Genomic DNA, 15,306 nt, shown 5'->3' with positions numbered 1-15,306 from the left:
GGCGCGGAAGCCAGCCGGCTAGGCGGCACGGGAATCACGGCGATGTCGCCCGCATTGCCGGTCACGCCGCGCAGGCAGTCGCCATCGATCGCGATGCCGCCGCCGATCGCCGGCCCGATGAACAGGTAGACGAAGTCGTCGCACTGCCGGCCGTATCCGTAGAACAGCTCGGCGATCGCGGCTGCGTTACCGTCGTTTTCGCCGAAGACGGGCAGCGACAGCGTGCGACCGAGGTCGGCCGCGAAATCCACGTCTTCCCACGCGCGGAACGTGTCGGGTGCGAGGCCGAGTTCACGCATCCACGCGCCGAGGTTGTACGGCTGTGCGACGCCGATGCCGGTCAGTCGCGCACGCTCGTGGTCGGGGAGGAGGGCCTGCATTGCGTCGATGTCGTGGCGGACGATCTCGAGCACGTCGGCGGGCGGCGGCAGCAGCGTGTCGTGCGAGCGGCGGCCGAGTACGTCACCCGCGAAGTTGACGAGCGCCGTTTCGATGCGCATCCGGTCGAGATGGACGCCGATGCCGAACGCGCCGCGCGGGTCGAGGCGGATCAGCGAGGCCGGCTGGCCGCGCTGGCCTTCGGTGCGGCCCGCGAATTCGATCAGCTTCGCATCGGCGAGTGACCCGATGATGCTGCCGACTGCCGTTCCCGTCATGTTCGCAAGGCGGGCGAGGTCGGCCTTCGACGCGCTGCCTGCGCGGCGCAGCGTCTTCAGCAGCAGGCGCTCGTTGTAACGGCGCACGTTGGCCGAATTGCTTCCCTGGCCGAAGTGCGGGCTTCTCATGGCGTCTCCTTCCATGGCGCGCCGTTCGGTGGCGCATTAAATAAATCACGTTGATTTATTTAACCGCGTGAGCGTCGGCATGTCAGCCTAGGGAAATCCCGGTTTGGGGTGGAGGCGGGGATGCTGGTGCGGGGTGTCCGGAATCGGGGGTGGAACGCGGGGATCGAGAAAGTCAGATTCGGGATGGCTTGCGGGGTGATCCGAACCCTGGGCAACGGGTTGCTGCCGGATTTACCGTATGCCGTCACGGTTCACTGGTGCTGGCCGCGCAAACCGAAGCGACTCGTTTGCGCTCGGAGATGAAGAGGGGTGTTTCCGGATCCGGAAATGAAAAAAGGCCGGCTAGAAGCCGACCTTTTCAAAAACAGATGGTGCCCAGGAGAGGACTCGAACCTCCACGATGTTGCCACCGCTAGGACCTGAACCTAGTGCGTCTACCAATTCCGCCACCTGGGCACGTTTTGCAGTAGCTGCTTGCTGCAAAGAAGCGAAATTATAGCGCGTATTGCGAGGCTGTCAACTGGATTTGAGGTCGCGAACGAAAATAATTCGGCGGGCTTGCTCGGGGTAGCGAACGGGGTGCGCAAGCGCCGAGGTGGCCGATGCGCATCGGCGAATGTGTGATTCCGGTTGAGCGCGCGGGCGCATCAATTCCGCGGTCGGGAATGAAAAGAGGGCGACTGCGAACCGATCGCTTTGGAAAGCAGATGGAGGTCAGGAGGGAGGGGGGGGCTTGGTCACACATGCGCGCTCCGACCTCACTTGCAAGCTCGGCTGTTCGAGGCGTCGCGCAAACCGCGCAGGCGCTTTGTTTTCGGCGCTAGAAATGAAAAAGGCCGGCTAGAAGCCGACCTTTTTAGAAAACAGATGGTGCCCAGGAGAGGACTCGAACCTCCACGATGTTGCCACCGCTAGGACCTGAACCTAGTGCGTCTACCAATTCCGCCACCTGGGCACGTTTCGCTTATTACTGCAGTGCGAAGACCGCTATTCTAGCGTGTCGGCGGAGTCTGTCAACACAATTTCACTCAAGGCGATAAAAATATTGCCCCTTGCGCGATGGATTCTCACGTGCCGACCGGATCAGCGCGTTTCGCGATGAAATTCCAGCGCTGCGCCTGGCTCGTGTCGACGCGGGCAGGCAGTAGCCCGGCTGCGAGGAACGTGTCGGCGATCTTCTGCTGTTCGCCGAAGTTTTGCGCGACCACCGCGCGAACGACATAACTGCGCCGCGCGTTCGCGCGCGCGATCGTCGCCGCGTCGAGCCCCCAGATCGGCGCGAGTGTATTCGCAGCCTCCTGCGGGTGGTCGCGCAGCCACGTGCCGGCTTGCGACAACTGATCGAACAGGGTCTGGACGACATCGGGCCGCGTGGCGGCGAAACTGCTGGATGCGAGGTAGTAGCGCTGGTACGACGCGAGTCCGTTGCCGTCGGCCAGAATCCGCACGTCGGGATTCCGGTCGACCGACGCAACATAGGGATCCCACGTGATCCAGGCGTCCACGCTGCCACGCTCGAACGCCGCGCGGCCATCCGCGGGCGTCAGGTAGTGGATCGCCGCATCGGCCGGCCCGAGCTTCGCGCGCGCGAGCGCGGCAAGCAGCAGGTAATGGCTGCCGGCCGCCTTCGTGACCGCAATGCGCGTGCCCTTGAGATCGGCGAGCGTGCGCAGCGCGCTGTCCTGCTTGACGACGATCGACTGTGCCTTCGGCGAAGGCGCCTCCTGCGCGACGTACACGAAACGCGCACGTGCGGCTTGCGCGAAGACCGGAACCGTATCGGCCACGTCGGCACTGAAATCGACGGCGCCGACGTTGAGCGCTTCGGTCAGCGGCAAGCCGCTTGCGAATTCATGCCACGACACGCGCAGGCCGAGCGGCGCCAGTGCCTGCTTGAGCGCGCCGCGCGTCTTGAGCAGTGTGATGAGTGTCGACGACTTCTGGTAGCCGATGCGCAGTACATCGGGTGCGTTCTCGGCGTGCGTTCGGACGCCGGCGGCAGTCAGGCCGGCGGCCAGCATCACGCGCGCAAATGCGCGGCGGTTCATCGACGTCATGGGTTGTGCTCCTCGTGTCTGGTTCGTTGCATTGAAGCGAGCCGGCTAACGTACCAACGGGGCAGGCGGACGATAACCGATAAATTCTGCTATCGATCCGGCTGACGGGCATAAGAGCGGGGCGCACGGAATCGCGGTGCGCCCATACATGTGTGGGTGGGCGATCGATGCCTCCCGCTTGCATTTGATTGCATAGTCAAATATAGTCGTTGCAGAAAACTCAGAGTCAGCGATTGGTGTTGATGCGGGTAGCTCCCGTGCGTCGCGCCGATCGCTTTTTTTCCGTTATTTATCTGACTTGTCAGATAGTTTTGTCCGGCGCCGAAGCTGCTGTTTGGCGCCCGATCAGAAGGACATCCGATGAAGCCGTCCGAAACGCCGGGTACGCCGGCGCCCCTGACCGGCGCCCGCTTCGCGCTGGGCACGCTCGCCGTGGCGCTCGCCACGTTCATGAACGTTCTCGATTCGTCGATCGCCAACGTCGCGATTCCAACCATTTCCGGCAATCTGGGTGTGTCTACCGACGAGGGCACGTGGGTCATCACGCTGTTTTCCGCGGCCAACGCGGTGTCGATCCCGCTGACCGGCTGGCTGACGCAGCGGGTCGGGCAGGTGAAGCTGTTCGTCTGGGCCATCCTGTTGTTCGTGCTGTCGTCGGCCGCGTGCGGGATTGCGCCCAACCTCACCACGCTCCTCGCGGCACGGATCGTCCAGGGTGCGGTGGCCGGGCCGCTCGTGCCGCTGTCGCAGGCGTTGCTGCTGGCTTCGTTCCCGAAGGAGAAGAGTTCGAGCGCGCTGGCGCTGTGGGGGATGACGGCGACCGTCGGGCCGATTGCCGGCCCCGCGCTCGGCGGCTGGATCACGGACAACTACAGCTGGTCGTGGATCTTCTATATCAATGTGCCGGTCGGGTTGTTCGCCGCTGCCGTGATCTGGGCGCTCTATCGCAACCGCGAGACGCCAACCAGCAAGCTGCCGATCGACAAGGTCGGGCTGATTGCGCTGGTCGTGTGGGTGGCCGCGCTGCAGGTGATGCTCGACAAGGGCAAGGATCTCGACTGGTTCAATTCGTCGACGATCTGGATCCTGACCATCGTAGCGGTGGTCGGCTTCGTGTTCTTCCTGATCTGGGAGTTGACCGAGGCGCGCCCGATCGTCGATGTCAGGCTGTTTGCACAACGAAATTTTCTCGGCGGGACGGTGGCCATTTCGATTGCGTTTGCAGTATTTTTCGCCAATCTCGTGATCCTGCCGCAATGGATCCAGGGTTCACTCGGCTACCCGGTCATCAATGCCGGCCTCGTGACTGCACCGCTCGGCATCTTCGCGGTGATCCTCGCGCCGGTGGTCGGCAAGGTAATGCCGAAATCGGATATGCGCGTGCTCGTCACGCTCGCCTTTCTCGGGTTTGCCGGTGTGTTTTTCATGCGCTCGCGCTATACGACGGGCGTCGATACGTGGACGCTTGTCGTGCCCACGTTGCTGCAAGGGATCCCCACGGCGTTCTTCATGACGCCGCTTACGTCGATCATCCTGTCGGGACTGCCGCCCGAGCGCATCCCGGCGGCCGCGGGCCTGTCCAATTTCGCGCGGGTGTTCATGGGTGCGGTCGGCACGTCGCTCGCGAGCACCGCGTGGAACGACCGCACGATCCTGCATCACGCGCAACTGGCCGAGCAGGGCAGCGTGAACAACCCGATCTTCGCGAGTGCGCTTTCCAGTGTGCAGAGTGCGCTGGATGCCGGTACGCCGAAGGCGCTGACGTTCCTCGAGGCGACGCTGAATGCGCAGGCGACGATGCTGGGGCTGAACGATGTGTTCTGGTTGTCGTCGGTGATCTTCGTGCTGATCATCCCGCTGGTCTGGGTGACGAAGCCGGGCCGGGGTGTGGCAGCCGGGGCTGCGGCCGCCGGCGGGCATTGAGCCGGTGCGGGCGGCGTGCGCGGGATTCCGCGTGTCTTGAAAAATCGTGATGTCGCAATTATTGTGTGGGTCAATAAATTGCGACTCAGCGAGCACGATGGAACACTACACGCCGAAGAATTTCCTGCACACCGAAAGCGTGGGGTTCATGCTCGTGAAGGCGCGCAATCTGATCACGTCCGAGATGGATGCGGCGTTGAAGGATCTCGATATCACGGCGCAGCAAATGGGCGTTCTGCTGTCTCTGCGCACCGGCAGCGCGGCGACGCCTTTCGAATTGTCGAAGCTGCTCGGCGTCGACACCGGGCTGATGACGCGCGTGCTCGACAAACTGGAGGGCAAGGGGCTCGTCGAGCGGTCGCGCAGCGTGAGCGATCGACGGGTGGTGAACCTCGTGCTGACCGAAGCGGGGCAGGCGGTGGCCGTGCAGATTCCGGAGATCGCGCCGAAGGTGCTCAACGCCCGCTTGCGGAAATTTTCGAAGGCCGAGTTCGACGAACTGTCACGGCTGCTGCACAAGTTCATCGGCGAGTAAGCCGGGCGCTGTTCCTTGGCGCCAGAAATGAAAAAGGCCGGCTAAAAGCCGACCTTTTCAAAAACAGATGGTGCCCAGGAGAGGACTCGAACCTCCACGATGTTGCCACCGCTAGGACCTGAACCTAGTGCGTCTACCAATTCCGCCACCTGGGCACGTTTTGCAGTAGCTGCTTGCTGCAAAGAAGCGAAATTATAGCGCCCCAATTATTCGTGTCAACACTTTTTTGCGATGCATCGCAAACCAGGCTCCGCCGCGCCTGCTGGCGGCATTCCGGTCATTTGGCGACACAGGCGGGTGATAGAATGACCCGCCGCCGTCAATATAGAACTGTCTGAAGGACACCTCTATGTTGATGCCGTGCACCATCAATCAACGCAACGAGAACAACCATCGACAAACCCTTGAGCAAATATCCGTACCCCATTCCGAGCCGTGAAGAAATTCTCGGCGTGCTGCGTACGAGCGACGCGCCGCTGGCCGCCAACGACATCGCCGAAGCACTGTCGATCAAGCGTCAGGAGCGCGAGGGGTTCTTCCGGCGTGTCGCCGCGATGGAACGCGACGGCCAGATCCGCCTCGACAAGCGCGGCCACTACCAGTTGACCCATCCGTCGAACTTCGTCGCCGGGCGCGTGCAGGGGCATCGCGACGGCTACGGGTTCGTGATCCGCGACGACGGCCAGGACGACCTGTTTTTGCCGAACGGCGAAATGCAGAAGGTGATGCACAACGATCGCGTGCTCGCGCGGATCGTCGGCTACGATCGCCGCGGCCGCCCGGAGGGGCATGTCGTCGAAGTCACCGAGCGCGCGAACAAGCGCGTGATCGGCCGCCTGCTCAACGAGAACGGCGCGCTGATCGTCGCACCGGAAGACAAGCGCATCGGCCATGACATCCTGATCACGCAGAACGTGAAGAAGGCGAAGGTCGGGCAGGTCGTCGTCGTCGAGCTGACCGATTTCCCGAGCCGCCATTCGCAGCCGCTCGGCCGTGTGGTCGAGGTACTCGGCGACATCGACGATCCGGGCATGGAAATCGAAATCGCGGTGCGCAAGTACGGCGTGCCGCACGAATTCAGCCAGCCGGCGCTCGACGAAGCCGCCGCGCTGCCCGACAAGGTGCGGCCGACCGACTTGCGTTTCCGCGTCGACCTGCGCGACGTGCCGCTCGTGACGATCGACGGCGAGGACGCCCGCGACTTCGACGACGCCGTCTACTGCGAGCCGGTCAAGGTTGGCCGCGGCGACGGCTACCGCCTGATCGTCGCGATTGCCGACGTGTCGCACTACGTACAGCCGGGCAGCGGGCTCGACGCCGACGCGCTCGAGCGCAGCACGTCGGTCTATTTCCCGCGCCGCGTGATTCCGATGCTGCCGGAGAAGCTGTCGAACGGCCTGTGCTCGCTGAATCCGCAGGTCGACCGCTGCGTGCTCGCGTGCGACATGGTGATCACCGCGCGCGGCGAGATCAAGGCGTACCAGTTCTACCCGGCCGTCATCCATTCGGCTGCGCGTCTCACGTACACCGAAGTCGCCGCTGTCCTGTCGAACACGAAGGGGCCGGAGGCTGCGCGCCGCGCGGACCTGCTGCCGCACCTGCAGGATCTGTACGGCGTCTACAAGTCGCTGTTCGCCGCGCGGCAGAAGCGTGGCGCGATCGACTTCGACACGACCGAGACCTACATTGTCTGCAACTCGCAGGGCAAGATCGAGCAGATCGTGCCGCGCCAGCGTAACGATGCGCACAAGCTGATCGAGGAATGCATGCTGGCCGCGAACGTCTGCGCGGCCGATTTCCTGAAGCGCAACAAGCATCCGGGCCTGTACCGCGTGCACGCGGGGCCGACGCCTGAGAAGCTCGAGAACCTGCGCGCGTTCCTGCGCGGCATGGGCCTGTCGCTCGGCGGCGGCGACAAGCCGCATGCGAGCGACTACGCGGCGCTGATGGCGCAGATCCGCGACCGGCCCGACGCACAGATGCTGCAGCCGATGCTGCTGCGCTCGATGCAGCAGGCCGTCTACAGCCCGGACAACATCGGTCACTTCGGCCTGGCCTACGAGGCGTACGCGCACTTCACGAGCCCGATCCGCCGTTATCCGGACCTGCTCACGCACCGCGCGATCTACGCGATCCTGTCCGGCAAGAAGTACGCGCCGAAGGCGCCGGACGGTTTCGAGCTGAACACCGCGCTGTCGCCGCGCGCCCGCGCGATGCAGCAGGCCGACGACGAATCGCGCGGCCGCTCGCGTTCGAACACGGCGATCTGGGAAGAGCTCGGCCTGCACTGCTCGGCGAACGAGCGCCGTGCGGATGAAGCATCGCGCGATGTCGAAGCCTGGCTCAAGTGCTACTTCATGCGCGACAAGCTTGGCGAGGAGTACGGCGGGATGGTGAACGGCGTCACGTCGTTCGGCATCTTCGTGCAACTCGACACGCTCTTCATCGAAGGGCTCGTGCACGTCACGGAACTCGGCTCGGACTACTTCCAGTACGACGAGATCAAGAACGAGCTGCGCGGCGAACGCACGGGCATCCGCTATCGCCTGTCGGATCGCGTGCGCGTGCAGGTGAGCCGCGTCGATCTCGATGCACGCAAGATCGACTTCCGCCTCGTGCGCGATACGCCGGTGAAGGCGCCGCGTCCGTCGCCCGCGCCGGCCTCCGCGGGTGGCGTTGTCGACCGCGGCAATGGCCCGCGCGTACGTGCGCTGCCGCAGGCGGAAGAGCCCGCGCCGCGCCGCAAGAAGGCTGCGAGCGCGCCGAGCGTCGCGGTGAATGAAGCGCGCGCCGCGCGTGCCGCCGCGAAGAAGAAGGGCGGCAGCGGTGGCGGTGCGGCGGCGAAGCCGACCGCAAAGAAGACACGCGCCCGCAAGAAGTATTGATGAGCGTTCGGGGCGGCGCCAGTGACCGCCCTGCAGTATCGAGAGACGCCGCGTTACCGGTCATCAGCCGGCAACGCGGCGCTTTCCTTTTCCATGGATCGTGGCTGCGCGCGTCGCGCGGCCGCACGTTTGATCGAAGGTTGTTCCAGTCATGTCACGTCTGAAGGTTCTTTACGGTTTTCATGCGGTGACCGCACGTTTGCGGCACGATGCATCGACGGTTGCGGAGGTGCTGTACGACCAGACGCGCCGTGACCGCCGGATGCAGGACTTCCTGCACACCGCGAAGGAAGCGGGCGTGCGGCTGATCGCGGCCGACGAAACGCGCCTGTGGGGCCTCGCGCATACCGAGCGTCACCAGGGCGTCGTCGCGCGTGTCGAGGACATCCCGCTCGCGCAGAACCTGTCGGAGCTGCTCGACGGCATCCAGGGCCCGGCGCTGCTGCTGGTGCTCGACGGTGTCACCGATCCGCACAACCTCGGCGCGTGCCTGCGTGTCGCCGATTCGGCTGGCGCACACGCGGTGATCGCGCCGCGCGACCGGGCGGTCGGCCTGAACGCAACCGCGGCCAAGGTCGCGAGCGGCGCGGCCGATACGGTGCCGTACATCACGGTGACGAACCTCGCCCGCGCGCTGCGCGAGCTGAAGGAGGCCGGCGTGTGGATCATCGGCACATCGGACGAGGCATCGGCAACGCTCTACGAAACGAAGCTCGACGGCCCCGTCGCGCTCGTGATGGGCGCGGAAGGCGAAGGCATGCGCCGGCTGACGCGCGACACCTGCGACGAAGTGATGAGCATTCCGATGGCCGGCAGCGTGGAAAGCCTGAACGTATCGGTCGCAAGCGGCGTGTGCCTGTACGAAGCCGTGCGCCAGCGGCGCGTGAAGGGCTGACGCAGCCCGTCCCGCGCGCCCTGCGCGGGCCTCGAATGACCCGAACGACGCGTGCCGCGATCCGATGCGGCACGCGGCTCTCCGGAGTTCGCGACCGATGACCCTGTTACGCGTTGGTGCATCCTGCGCCGTGCTGTGCCTGCTGGCCGCCTGCACGTCGCCGTCGCTCGTCGAACGCGGCACCTACTACGCCGACACGAGCCTGCATGCGCGCGGCGCCGATTCGCGGGTCCGCTTTCTCGTGATGCATTACACCGAAAGCGACGAGGCGAAATCGCTGCGCACGTTGACGGGCGATTCGGTCAGTGTGCATTACGTCATCCCGCCGCAGCCGCGCATCGAGCGCGGGATGCCGGTCGTCTACCAGCTCGTTCCGGAATCGAAGCGCGCATGGCACGCGGGCGTCAGCGAGTGGCAGGGGACGACCGAGCTGAACGCGGTGTCGATCGGCATCGAGAACGTGAACCGCGGGCCGCTCGATCCGCAAAACCGCACCTGGCAGCCTTATCCGCCCGAACAGGTCGCGGCGCTGACCCGGCTGTCGAAGGACATCGTCGCGCGCTACGGGATTCCGCCGACGCGCGTGGTCGGGCACAGCGACATCGCGCCGCAACGCAAGATCGATCCGGGGCCGCTGTTTCCGTGGCGTGCACTGGCCCAGGCCGGCGTCGGTGCGTGGCCGGACGATGCGACCGTGACTACGCGGCTCGGCGGTCGTGATCCGCATGTGCTGGTCGACGTGCGCGAACTGCAGCTCAAGCTCGCGCGCTACGGCTACGACGTGGCGACCGATGGCGTGCTCGACGCACGCACGCGACGCGTGTTCGCGGCGTTCCAGATGCATTTCAGGCCGTCCGACTATGCGGGCAACCCGGACGCCGAAACCGACGCAATCGCGCAGGCGTTGCTCGACAAGTACTTCCCCGGTACGCAACCGGCGGACAACGCGCCCGCGGCGGGCGCGCCCTGAATCGACAGCGCACGGCACGCCGAAAAACGCGGACCGTCATCCGAGTCCGGTAAACTGGCGGTTTTCCGCAATCCCGCAGCATTACCACTCCATGACTCAAGACGAACTCAAACGCCTCGTCGGCCAGGCCGCCGCTGACTACGTGATCCAGAACGTGCCGGAAGGCGCCGTGATCGGCGTCGGCACAGGCTCGACCGCCAACTGCTTCATCGACGCGCTCGCCGTCGTCAAGGCGCGCTATCGCGGCGCCGTGTCGAGCTCCGTCGCCACGACCGAGCGCCTGAAGTCGCACGGCATCAAGGTGTTCGACCTGAACGAGGTCGACTCGCTGCAGGTGTACGTCGATGGCGCCGACGAGATCGACGCGAGCGGCGCGATGATCAAGGGCGGTGGCGGCGCGCTGACGCGCGAGAAGATCGTCGCGTCGGTGGCCGATACGTTCGTCTGCATCGCGGACGCCAGCAAGCGCGTGCCGGTGCTCGGCGCGTTCCCGCTGCCGATCGAAGTCGTGCCGATGGCGCGCACGGCGATCGGCCGGCGCGTGACCGCCCTCGGCGGCGTGCCGGTGCTGCGCGTGACGAAGGACGGTGCGCCATACATCACCGACAACGGCAACGAGATCATCGACGTGAAGGGGCTGCAGATCACCGATCCGCGTGGTTTCGAAGCGCAGGTGAACGCATGGCCGGGCGTCGTGACGGTCGGTCTGTTCGCCGAGCGCGGCGCGAATCTGTGCTTGCTCGGCACGGAAAACGGCGTTGAAACGATCGTTTATTCGGCTAATTGAAAGATATGACAAGCAGTCCGTAATGACATGTCATATGTCGTAATGGACTGAATGTTTAAATCTTGTGGAAATCGGGGCCCGGTAGGCGCAATGCGCTTCCCGGGCCTTATTTTTAGCCGTATAAATCACCCCGTCAAAAAGAGGGATAACCCTGTCAGGTGTTTACCAGATAGCGAAATATCCTCGAACTCATCAACTTATAGATCATAAGAACAGTCGTAACCAGGGCCGGCGGAACTGCGGAGCAGGTGTTCGCAAATCGACGCACGGGGAGGTGTCATGGAGCAGGGCAAAGACCGGTCACTGGTCGCCAAAGTGATGGATGGGCTTGTCTCGGGTATCGTCGAGGACAAGTACGGCGGCATCTTGCCGCCGCAGGACGTGCTGTCGAAAGAGTTCGATGTGAGTCGCACCGTGATGCGGGAAGCGCTATCGATGTTGCTTGCGCGCGACATGCTGGACGTGCGGCCGAAAGTCGGCACGCGCGTGCGGCCGATGCGCGACTGGCGGATGATCGATGAAGACGTGGTGAGCTGGCGGTTCCGGGCGAAACCCGATCCGCAGTTCATGCGCGACGTCATCGAATTCCGGATGCTGATCGAACCGCGCGCAACCGCGCAGGCGGCCGTGCGTGCAACGGCTGCCGACATCGCGGGCATCCGCGAAGCGTTCGATGCGTTCAAGGTGCTGCAGCCGGGCGACCCCGGCTACGACACGGCGGACGAGTTGCTGCACACGCGGATCGTTCAGGCGAGCGGCAACCAGTTTTTCCAGCAGATGGCGGCGATCGTGCGCGGTGCGGTGCGTCTCGTGAATCCGCGTGTCGTGCAGAAGGAAGGTGCGCACGAGATCGTGGTGAAGGCGCATGCGCGGGTGGTCGACGCGATCGAGCGTCGCGATCCGCGCGAAGCCGAAGCCGCTTCGCTCGCGCTGATCGATTTCAGCGCCGACGAGATTTCGCGCGATTTCTCCGTCGACGTACCCATGCGCGCCTGACGCTGTGCGTGTCGCTCATCCGTGTGCCGCCGGGCCGTTTATCATGACGACCGGCCGGCAGCGTGCCGGCCATCGTCATACGACCGACACGGAAGATCAGGATGAACGACAACGACCATCGCCCGGTGCGCTTCGGCATCGTCGGTGCAGGCAGCATTGCGCGCCGCTTCGCGCAAAGCCTCGCTCACGTGCCGGGCGCCACGCTCGCCGGTGCCTGGGCCCGCCGCACCGATGCCGCGGCAGCCTTTTGCGAAACGCACGGCGGTACGCCGGCCGCGAGTCTCGAAGCACTCCTTGCGAGCGACATCGACGCGGTTTACATCGCGACGCTCCATGACAGTCATGCGCAGTACACGCTGGCCGCGCTTGCTGCCGGCAAGGCCGTGCTGTGCGAAAAGCCCGCGACGCTGAACGCGGCGCAGCTCGACACCGTGCTGCGTGCGGCACGCGACGCCGGGCAGCTTTTCATGGAGGCGATGAAGCCGCCGTTCTTTCCGCTGTATCGTCAGTTGCGCGCGCATCTGCGTGACGATCCGATTGGCGAGATCCGGCTCGTGCGGGCAGGGTGCGCGTCGTCGTCGGTCCCGGACGACCATGCCGTCTATCGCCTCGATCGCGCGGGCGGCGCGCTGCTCGATATCGGGATCTACGAGGCGTTTCTCGCGGTCGACTGGCTCGGCGCGGCGCGCGACGTGCAGACGCTCGGCCGTGTCGGTGCTACGGGTGTCGATCTGTTCGCCAGCCTGAACAGCGTGCACGCGAACGGCGGGATCGCGCAGCTCTTTTGCGGGCTCGACGTGATGGGGCGTGGCGACGCGCTGATCGCTGCGGCCGGCGGCCACGTGACGATTCACGAGAAGTGGTGGAACCCCGCACGTGCGACGATTCGCTATGCGGACGGGCGCACCGTCGAACTCGATGCGCCGGTCGACGGCGGCGGGCTGAACTACGAGACCGCGCATTTCTGCGACCTGCTGCGCGCGGGCAAGACCGAAAGTCCGATCATGACGCACGACCATTCGCGGCAGATGATCGCGATGACCGATGCCGCGCGAGCGGCGCTCGGCGTGCGTTATTCGGGGGAGTAAGCGGGAAGCGGGGTGCCGGGCACGCGCGAGCGGCCCGGCGAACGGCGTGCGCTCAGTGCCGCGACGGCAGCGACAGGCGCTTTTCGTACCAGCGCTGCACCCATTCGAGAATCTGGCACAGGATCCAGTACACGGCCGCGGCGGCGAGATAGAGCGGCAGCGGCTGATAGGTCGCCGCGATCACTTCCTGCGCGCTGCGCAGCAGTTCGGTCACGGTGATCACGGATACGAGCGACGTGTCCTTGATCAGGCTGATCAGGCTGTTCGACAGGCTCGGCACCGCGATGCGCAGCGCCTGCGGGCCGATCACGTAGCGCAGCGTCTGCCCCCACGACAACCCGAGGCTGTACGCGGCGAGCCACTGGCCGCGCGCGATCCCGTTGATCGCGCCGCGCATGCTTTCCGACATGTAGGCGGCGACGTTCGCGGACAGCGCGATGACGCCGGCGGGCGTCGGGTCGAGCGAGATGCCGAGGCTCGGCAGCCCGTAATAGATGACGAAGATCTGCACGAGCAGCGGCGTGCCGCGCATCAGGCTCACGTACGCGCGTGCCAGCCACGCGAGCGCGTTGACCCAGATGCGTTCGAAGCCGTCGAGCGCTTCGCTTTGCCGGATGCCCATCATCGCGAGCACGACGGCGCCGAGCAGGCCGAACACCATCGACAGCACGGCGAACTTGACGGTCAGAACGGCGCCCTGGGCGAGCACCGGCAGCGATTGGACGAGCAGGGACGTTGTCGACATGGAATACGAATCGAATGTGTGCGCGAAAGCGCAATCATAAACCGGACGAATAAAACAAAGGGCGGCATCGTTACGGATGCCGCCCTTTCCGGCCCGCCGTCAGGCGGGAAATGCAGGCGTGCTTACTTGATCGGCTTCGTCACGTCGATGCCGAACCATTTGTCCGAGATCTTCGTGAAGGTGCCGTCGGCTTCGAGTTGCACCATCGCGTCGTCGATCGCCTTCTGGAACTTCGGGTTGCCCTTCTTGAACGGGATGCCCGACGGGTTCGCCGAGCCGACGTTCGCGCCCGGGCGCAGCGGCAACTGCGAATTCTTCGTCAGGTACGCGAGCATCAGGCGGTCGTTGAGCGCCGCATCGAGACGGCCGGCCGCGAGATCGCGCAGGTACTCGGGGGCGCCCGGGTACGTCTTCACGTCGATGCCCGGCACCGACTTCGCCATGTCCATGTAGTTCGTGCCGAGCGCGACGCCGAGCTTCTTGCCTTTCAGGTCTTCAAGCGACTTGAACTGGCGCGTGTCGTCGTTGCGCTGGATCAGTTGCGCGGACGAGTACGTGTACGCCGGCGAGAAGTCGAGCGTTTCCTTGCGCTTGTCGGTGATGCCGACCTGGTTGGCGATCACGTCGAACTTGCCGGCCTGCAGGCCCGCGATGATGCCGCTCCATTCGGTCGTCACGAATTCGGCTTTCACGCCGAGCTTCGCGGCCACGGCCTTCGCGATGTCGACGTCGAAGCCGACGAGTTCGCCTTGCGGGTTCTTCGAGTTGAACGGCGGGAACGTGCCTTCGAGGCCGACCCGCAGCGTGCCGCGTTGTTTCACCTGGTCGAGGAGGTCAGCCGCATGCGCGGTGGCGGCAGCGAACGACGTGCCGATCAGGCCGGCAACCAGCAGCTTCTTCAGCAGCGCAATCTTCATCGTGTGTTTCCTTGCCCTGTCCGGGTCATTGATTCTGATAACGGGGTCGATGATAGCAAAAACGCAATCGACCACTAAATACCGTTTGTTTATGCCTATATTACGCGGTGCGGTCGCGGGCGACGGCCTTCACGCATTCCGCGACGAGCGCGGGGCCACGGTAGATGAACCCCGTATAGAGCTGCACGAGTGCCGCGCCGGCCGCGAGCTTTGCCCGGGCATCCTCGCCCGAGAAAATGCCGCCGACGCCGATGATCGGCACTTCGCTGCCGACTTCGGCGTGCAGCTTGCGGATCACTTCGTTCGACGCGTCGAACACGGGGCGGCCCGACAGGCCGCCGGCTTCGTCCGCATGCGGCAGGCCCTGGACGGCCGCGCGCGACAGCGTCGTGTTGGTGGCGATGACCGCCTCGATCTTGTGGCGCAGCAGCGTGTCGCCGATTTCCTTGACCTGTTCGTCGTCGAGATCGGGCGCGATCTTCAGCGCGAGCGGCACGAGCTTGCCGTGCAGGTCGGCGAGGCGCTGCTGCTTGTCCTTCAGCGCGGCGAGCAGCGCGTCGAGCTCGCCCGCGCCCTGCAGCTGGCGCAGGTTCTTCGTGTTCGGCGACGAGATGTTGATCGTCACGTAGCTTGCGAACGGGTACACGCGCTCGAGGCAGTACAGGTAGTCCTCGGCGGCGCGCTCGATCGGCGTATCGGCGTTCTTGCCGATGTTCAGGCCGA

General features: G+C 64.8%; 13 protein-coding genes and 3 tRNA genes. 8 read left to right on the top strand and 8 right to left on the bottom strand.

Going from position 1 to position 15,306, the window contains the following annotated elements; all coding sequences use genetic code 11:
• The 4 genes from G3N99_RS20420 to G3N99_RS20405 form a co-directional block, all read right to left on the bottom strand.
• Positions 1–785 (bottom strand): ROK family protein (locus G3N99_RS20420; RefSeq protein ID WP_206123305.1); only part of this gene is annotated, 785 nt, incomplete at its 3' end.
• Positions 786–1,154: 369 nt separating this feature from the next.
• A tRNA-Leu gene (locus tag G3N99_RS20415) sits at positions 1,155–1,241 on the bottom strand.
• A gap of 412 nt (positions 1,242–1,653) precedes the next feature.
• A tRNA-Leu gene (locus G3N99_RS20410) sits at positions 1,654–1,740 on the bottom strand.
• 112 nt (positions 1,741–1,852) lie between these two features.
• Entirely contained in the window at positions 1,853–2,842 is a 990-nt protein-coding gene (locus tag G3N99_RS20405; protein ID WP_206123304.1) for an aliphatic sulfonate ABC transporter substrate-binding protein, read from the bottom strand.
• A 360-nt stretch (positions 2,843–3,202) separates the two neighbouring features.
• On the opposite strand from G3N99_RS20405, the gene G3N99_RS20400 reads away from it, so the two are divergent.
• A complete protein-coding gene (locus G3N99_RS20400) occupies positions 3,203–4,765 on the top strand; it encodes a DHA2 family efflux MFS transporter permease subunit (RefSeq protein ID WP_174934363.1) in 1,563 nt (520 codons plus the stop codon).
• A 97-nt stretch (positions 4,766–4,862) separates the two neighbouring features.
• Positions 4,863–5,300: a MarR family transcriptional regulator gene (locus G3N99_RS20395; RefSeq protein WP_174935211.1), complete on the top strand. Its 438-nt coding sequence runs from the start codon at positions 4,863–4,865 to the stop codon at positions 5,298–5,300.
• Positions 5,301–5,368: 68 nt separating this feature from the next.
• Here the strand turns inward: G3N99_RS20395 and G3N99_RS20390 are convergent.
• Positions 5,369–5,455: transfer RNA gene (locus tag G3N99_RS20390), tRNA-Leu, on the bottom strand.
• 249 nt (positions 5,456–5,704) lie between these two features.
• Here G3N99_RS20390 and rnr point away from each other — a divergent pair.
• From rnr to G3N99_RS20360, 6 genes are all read left to right on the top strand, one after another.
• Positions 5,705–8,185 (top strand): ribonuclease R, encoded by a 2,481-nt coding sequence (gene rnr, locus G3N99_RS20385; RefSeq protein ID WP_174934355.1) that lies wholly within the window; start codon positions 5,705–5,707, stop codon positions 8,183–8,185.
• A gap of 151 nt (positions 8,186–8,336) precedes the next feature.
• Positions 8,337–9,080 carry a 23S rRNA (guanosine(2251)-2'-O)-methyltransferase RlmB gene (rlmB, locus tag G3N99_RS20380; protein ID WP_011351846.1) on the top strand — a complete coding sequence of 248 codons (744 nt, stop codon included), beginning with the start codon at positions 8,337–8,339 and terminating at the stop codon, positions 9,078–9,080.
• Between the two features lie 97 nt (positions 9,081–9,177).
• Entirely contained in the window at positions 9,178–10,050 is an 873-nt protein-coding gene (locus tag G3N99_RS20375; RefSeq protein ID WP_174934353.1) for an N-acetylmuramoyl-L-alanine amidase, read from the top strand.
• Between the two features lie 91 nt (positions 10,051–10,141).
• The gene (gene rpiA, locus G3N99_RS20370) at positions 10,142–10,837 is read left to right on the top strand and encodes a ribose-5-phosphate isomerase RpiA (protein ID WP_174934351.1); all 696 of its coding nucleotides are present in this window, start codon (positions 10,142–10,144) and stop codon (positions 10,835–10,837) included.
• Between the two features lie 279 nt (positions 10,838–11,116).
• Positions 11,117–11,833 carry an FCD domain-containing protein gene (locus tag G3N99_RS20365; protein WP_011351849.1) on the top strand — a complete coding sequence of 239 codons (717 nt, stop codon included), beginning with the start codon at positions 11,117–11,119 and terminating at the stop codon, positions 11,831–11,833.
• Positions 11,834–11,934: 101 nt separating this feature from the next.
• Positions 11,935–12,921, top strand: a complete 987-nt coding sequence (locus G3N99_RS20360) for a Gfo/Idh/MocA family oxidoreductase (RefSeq protein ID WP_206123303.1) — start codon at positions 11,935–11,937, stop codon at positions 12,919–12,921.
• 52 nt (positions 12,922–12,973) lie between these two features.
• Here the strand turns inward: G3N99_RS20360 and G3N99_RS20355 are convergent, their stop codons facing one another.
• The 3 genes from G3N99_RS20355 to pyrD form a co-directional block, all read right to left on the bottom strand.
• On the bottom strand, positions 12,974–13,666 hold the full coding sequence (locus G3N99_RS20355; RefSeq protein ID WP_006484207.1) for an amino acid ABC transporter permease: 693 nt from the start codon (positions 13,664–13,666) through the stop codon (positions 12,974–12,976).
• A gap of 122 nt (positions 13,667–13,788) precedes the next feature.
• Entirely contained in the window at positions 13,789–14,583 is a 795-nt protein-coding gene (locus G3N99_RS20350; RefSeq protein ID WP_089483915.1) for a cystine ABC transporter substrate-binding protein, read from the bottom strand.
• Between the two features lie 100 nt (positions 14,584–14,683).
• Positions 14,684–15,306: dihydroorotate dehydrogenase (quinone) (gene pyrD / locus G3N99_RS20345; RefSeq protein ID WP_206123302.1), on the bottom strand; the 623-nt coding region annotated here is incomplete at its 5' end.

It is taken from the genome of Burkholderia sp. Ac-20392, from assembly GCF_017104585.1.
GTDB classification, from domain to species: Bacteria; Pseudomonadota; Gammaproteobacteria; order Burkholderiales; family Burkholderiaceae; genus Burkholderia; species Burkholderia lata.
This window is presented reverse-complemented; position numbering and strand designations above follow the sequence as displayed.

Excerpts from the sequence above, each read along its gene's own strand:
- G3N99_RS20405 (WP_206123304.1), bottom strand. The coding sequence starts at position 2,842 with ATGACGTCGATGAACCGCCGCGCATTTGCGCGCGTGATGCTGGCCGCC.
- G3N99_RS20375 (WP_174934353.1), top strand. The coding sequence starts at position 9,178 with ATGACCCTGTTACGCGTTGGTGCATCCTGCGCCGTGCTGTGCCTGCTG.
- G3N99_RS20355 (WP_006484207.1), bottom strand. The coding sequence starts at position 13,666 with ATGTCGACAACGTCCCTGCTCGTCCAATCGCTGCCGGTGCTCGCCCAG.
- G3N99_RS20350 (WP_089483915.1), bottom strand. The coding sequence starts at position 14,583 with ATGAAGATTGCGCTGCTGAAGAAGCTGCTGGTTGCCGGCCTGATCGGC.
- G3N99_RS20365 (WP_011351849.1), top strand. The coding sequence starts at position 11,117 with ATGGAGCAGGGCAAAGACCGGTCACTGGTCGCCAAAGTGATGGATGGG.
- rpiA (WP_174934351.1), top strand. The coding sequence starts at position 10,142 with ATGACTCAAGACGAACTCAAACGCCTCGTCGGCCAGGCCGCCGCTGAC.
- rlmB (WP_011351846.1), top strand. The coding sequence starts at position 8,337 with ATGTCACGTCTGAAGGTTCTTTACGGTTTTCATGCGGTGACCGCACGT.
- G3N99_RS20360 (WP_206123303.1), top strand. The coding sequence starts at position 11,935 with ATGAACGACAACGACCATCGCCCGGTGCGCTTCGGCATCGTCGGTGCA.
- G3N99_RS20400 (WP_174934363.1), top strand. The coding sequence starts at position 3,203 with ATGAAGCCGTCCGAAACGCCGGGTACGCCGGCGCCCCTGACCGGCGCC.
- G3N99_RS20395 (WP_174935211.1), top strand. The coding sequence starts at position 4,863 with ATGGAACACTACACGCCGAAGAATTTCCTGCACACCGAAAGCGTGGGG.